The organism is Streptomyces katrae, assembly GCF_000966975.1.
Taxonomy (GTDB): domain Bacteria; phylum Actinomycetota; class Actinomycetes; order Streptomycetales; family Streptomycetaceae; genus Streptomyces; species Streptomyces katrae.
Window position 1 is genome coordinate 1 of sequence record NZ_JZWV01001042.1, and the last position, 4,277, is coordinate 4,277.

A 4,277-nucleotide genomic window follows, 5' to 3' on the forward strand; every position below is an offset into this window, starting at 1 on the left:
GGGCCGTCCCGGTCGGCCACGTGGTCGCGCACCTTCGCCGAGGCGAGCACCAGCGAGACGGCGGCCGCGAGCCGGGCCCCCTCGCCGTTGGCCACCGGGGCGGTGCGCATACCGCGCAGCGGGCAGGGTCCGGCGGTGCGCCGCGCGCCGGGCAGCGGGCCCGACTGAGCCTCCGTCAGAACGGAGACCAGCAGGCCGTCGTAGTTCGTGACAATCCTCGCGAACTGGCCGTGGTCACCTCGAAGTGCCAGGCACAGGCCGCAGAGATGGGCCATCCACTCCGTCTTGAACCGGTCACCGAGCCGGTGCGTACAAGGTCTGACGATGCCGAACAAACCGCTTCCCCCGTGTGTCTTCCGCGTGTTTCCGGGGCATCGTATCCAGCCAACTCGTTCACCCGTACGCCCCAGCGCCTCACCCGGACGGCAGCGGCGGTCGTATTTTCACTCAGTCAGCAGCGGCAGTGGCGTGGAACCTCGCCGGTGCAACGGATGTTCTGCACCAGTCCCGTCACGAAACCCCTGCGCGGCGGCTATCCACTTGGCGCGTTGTCAGCATGATGGACGACCATAGGGGCAGCGGAGCAGAAGACAGACGGGCCACGGTGAAAGGAGGCGTCCATGGGTTCGGTACGCAAGGCGAGCGCCTGGTTGGGTCTCGTGGAGGACAGCGACGACGAGCGGTACTACGACGACGACTACGCGGAGGCGGTGGACGGCCGGCGGGGCTCGGTGTCGGGGCCCGGCGACCAGTGGGTCACCGACCCCCGGGTGCGCGTGGCCTCGGAGTCCGCCGTCGAGCGGGGCCGGCGGATCGCGACGGTGACCCCCGACGGGTTCCGCGACGCGCGCGGCATCGGCGAGCTCTTCCGCGAGGGCGTCCCGGTGATCGTGAACCTGTCGTCCATGGACCCGACCGACGCCAAGCGCGTGGTCGACTTCGCGGCCGGCCTGACCTTCGGGCTGCGCGGCTCCATCGAGCGGGTGGCGACCAGGGTCTTCCTCCTGACCCCGGCCGACACCCAGATCGTCAGCGGTGAGGCGGGCGGCCGCTCCCGCGACTTCTTCAACCAGAGCTGAGCAAGGCCCTCGCCGGCCTACCGGAAGGCGTCGAGCCCGGTGAGCGCCTTGCCCAGCACCAACTGGTGCATCTCCACGGTGCCCTCGTAGGTGAGCACCGACTCCAGGTTGGTGGCGTGCCTCATGACGGGGTACTCCAGGGAGATCCCGTTGGCCCCGAGGACGGTCCGCGCGGTGCGGCAGATGTCGATGGCCTCGCGGACGTTGTTGAGCTTGCCGAAGCTGATCTGCTCCGGCCGCAGGGTCCCCGCGTCCATGCGCCGGCCCAGGTGGTGGGCGAGCAGGATGCCCTTGTGGAGTTCCAGCGCCATGTCGGCCAGCTTGGCCTGGGTGAGCTGGAAGCCGCCGATCGGCCGACCGAACTGCTCCCGCGTCCGCGCGTAGTCGAGCGCGGCCTCGAAACTGGCGCGCGCCGCGCCCATGGCCCCCCAGACGATCCCGTACCGCGCGTGGCTGAGGCAGCCCAGCGGACCCTTGAGCCCGGTGACGCCCGGCAGCACCGCGTCCGCGGGCAGCCGTACGTCGTCCATCACCAGCTCGCTGGTCACCGAGGCGCGCAGCGACCACTTGTGCTTGATCTCCGGTGCGGAGAAGCCCGGCGTGTCGGTGGGGACGGCGAAGCCGCGGATCCCCTCGTCCGTCTGCGCCCAGACGACGGCCACGGAGGCCACCGAGCCGTTGGTGATCCACATCTTGCGCCCGTTCAGGATCCAGTCGGAGCCCTCCCGCTTGGCGTGGGTGCGCATCGCGGCCGGGTCGGAGCCGACGTCGGGCTCGGTCAGCCCGAAGCAGCCGATCAGCTCGCCGGCCGCCATGCCCGGCAGCCAGCGCTGCTTCTGCTCCTCGGAGCCGTACTTCCAGATCGCGTACATGGCCAGGGAACCCTGGACGGAGACCAGTGAGCGGATCCCGGAGTCGGCGGCCTCCAGCTCCAGACAGGCCAGGCCGTACTGGACGGCGCTGGCGCCCGCGCAGCCGTAGCCGGTCAGGGACATGCCGAGGGCGCCGATGGAGCCGAGCTCGCGGGCCAGCTCGCGGATGCCGGGCAGCTCACCGGCCTCGTACCACTGGGCGATGTGCGGCAGGACCCGGTCGGCGGCCCAGGTGCGGACGGTGTCGCGGACGGCGAGGTCCTCGGGGCTGAGGAGTTCGTCGAGACCGAGCGGATCGGTGGGGACGAACGGGTTCTTCGGCGCGGACGACACGGACAAGGGGGGCCTCCCGGCAGGCGCGTGGGGCGAAACCTAGCGGTGCAAGTTTGTCGCCCACCCCGCCCCGGGTCCACCCCCGGCCTGGCGGGCCGGCGGGCGGCGCCGGATGGCCCGGGTCAGGCCCGACGGCCCCGGCGGACCGGGCAGCCCCCGTCAGGCCGGGCGGCCGGGGCGGCTGCCGACGGCCGGGCCGGGGATCCGCGTGCCGGACGCGGGTACGGCGGCAGGGCCCTTGGCCTGGCCGGGCAGGCGTACGGCCGCCCCCGCGTCGGCGACGGCAGGGACCGCCCCCTCCGTGACCGCGCCGCAGGCGATCGGCTCGGCGTTCTCCATGGTGCGCGGCAGCCTGAGGGCCATCACCGCTCCCGCCAGCAGCAGGCCGGCGCTGACCACCAGGGTCACGTGCAGCCCGTGCACGAAGGAGTGCCGGGCGGCCGCGGCCAGCGACCGCCCCGCCGGACCGCCGAGGTGGGCGGCGATCTGGTAGGCCTCGCCGAGGGAGTTCGCGGCGCCCGCCGAGTCCTCGGCGCCTATGGACGCGGCGCCTCCGGCGGCCTCCACCGGGGCCTCGCTCAGCATGGACTCGTACGCCGCGAACAGGGTGGTCTGGAGGCCGAAGCCCAGCAGGACGAACCCCGTGGTCAGCAGCGCCGGCCGGTCGTGCTGGCCCATCAGGGTCAGCAGCAGCACGGCGCCGGCGGTCAGCACGAAGCCCAGCGAGACCATGGTGCGCGGGCCGACCCTCTGGAGGGTGTAGGAGCCGGTGGCCCCGGCGGCCATCGCGGCGAAGGTCAGCGGCAGCAGCCGCAGGCCGGTCTCCAGCGGGCTCAGGTGCAGCACCAGCTGGAGGTACTGGACCGCCATCAGCTCCAGGCCGACCAGGGCCAGCATGGCGAGCACGATGCAGCCGACGGAGGTGGAGAAGGCGGCCCGGGAGAACATCCGCATGTCGATCAGCGGGTGCTCGCGCCGCTTCTGGCGGCGTACGAAGAGGACCAGCAGCAGCGCGCCGAGGGCCAGCGGGACCAGCGCCCGGGGGTCGGTGAGCTGGCGTTCGGCACCGATCCGCTTGACTCCGAGGACCACGCCGAGCACACCGCCGGCGGCCGTCAGCGCGCCCAGCACGTCCCAGGGACCGTCGGCCGCCCCCCGGGACTCGGGCAGCAGCCAGCGGCCGAGCGGCAGGATCAGCGCCATCAGCGGGATGTTGATGAGGAAGACGGAACCCCACCAGAAGTGCTGGACGAGGAACCCGCCCAGGACCGGCCCGCCGGCGGCGCCGATCGCGGCGACGGCCGTCCAGATGCCGATGGCCAGGGCGCGCTCGCGCCGGTCGGGGAAGACCTGGCGCAGGATCGACAGGGTGGCGGGCATGATCATCGCCCCGCCGACCCCGAGCAGGGCGCGGGCGCCGATCAGCACCTGGGCGTTGTCCGCCAGGGCGGCGATCGCGGAGGCGGCGCCGAAGAGGGCGTAGCCGAGGAGCAGGATCCTGCGGCGGCCGACCCGGTCGCCGAGGGTGCCGAAGAGGATCAGCAGCGCGGCGCACACCAGCGGGTAGGCGTCGACGATCCACAGGAGCTCCTGCGAGCCGGGCCGCAGGTCCTCGGTGACGGCGGGGACGGCGACGTGCAGGATCGTCGCGTCGAGCGCGACGAGCACCAGGCTGACGCAGAGGACCGCGAGGACGACCCAGCGATTGGTGCCGCCGGAGGCCTCGGTGATCCGCTGCCGGAGGGAGGACTTCCTGTCGCCGGCCGTGTTCGTCCCCGACATCCATGTACCTCCCAGGTGATCCCTCGCACTCGGCGGACCAGCGTCGTGTGGCGCCGCGGGGTGGTGCCCTGTGCGGCGTCCTACGGGGTCCGGCATCGACACGCGAGTGAAGGGTCAGCGTACGCGAGTTCGTGTGCCCGACACGTGGTCAAGCTCTCATCCCGGCGGCGGCCCCGTTGTGGTGTGCACCACTCGCCCCACCCCTCCCTCT

Annotated in this window: 4 protein-coding genes; 1 reads left to right on the forward strand and 3 read right to left on the reverse strand. The window is 72.7% G+C overall.

What is annotated here, in order from left to right:
- Window positions 1–335: DUF5685 family protein (locus VR44_RS31945; RefSeq protein ID WP_245692642.1), on the reverse strand; the 335-nt coding region annotated here is incomplete at its 3' end.
- Between the two features lie 285 nt (window positions 336–620).
- Here VR44_RS31945 and VR44_RS31950 point away from each other — a divergent pair.
- The gene (locus tag VR44_RS31950) at window positions 621–1,079 is read left to right on the forward strand and encodes a cell division protein SepF (protein WP_045951121.1); all 459 of its coding nucleotides are present in this window, start codon (window positions 621–623) and stop codon (window positions 1,077–1,079) included.
- Between the two features lie 17 nt (window positions 1,080–1,096).
- On the opposite strand, the gene VR44_RS31955 is transcribed toward VR44_RS31950, so the two are convergent.
- On the reverse strand, window positions 1,097–2,284 hold the full coding sequence (locus tag VR44_RS31955; protein ID WP_045951122.1) for an acyl-CoA dehydrogenase family protein: 1,188 nt from the start codon (window positions 2,282–2,284) through the stop codon (window positions 1,097–1,099).
- A 159-nt stretch (window positions 2,285–2,443) separates the two neighbouring features.
- Entirely contained in the window at window positions 2,444–4,066 is a 1,623-nt protein-coding gene (locus VR44_RS31960; protein ID WP_045951123.1) for an MFS transporter, read from the reverse strand.
- Window positions 4,067–4,277: the final 211 nt, after the last annotated feature.

Bases quoted from the DNA above. Each gene is read 5' to 3' on its own strand.
- VR44_RS31950 (WP_045951121.1), top strand. From the start codon at position 621: ATGGGTTCGGTACGCAAGGCGAGCGCCTGGTTGGGTCTCGTGGAGGAC.
- VR44_RS31960 (WP_045951123.1), bottom strand. From the start codon at position 4,066: ATGTCGGGGACGAACACGGCCGGCGACAGGAAGTCCTCCCTCCGGCAG.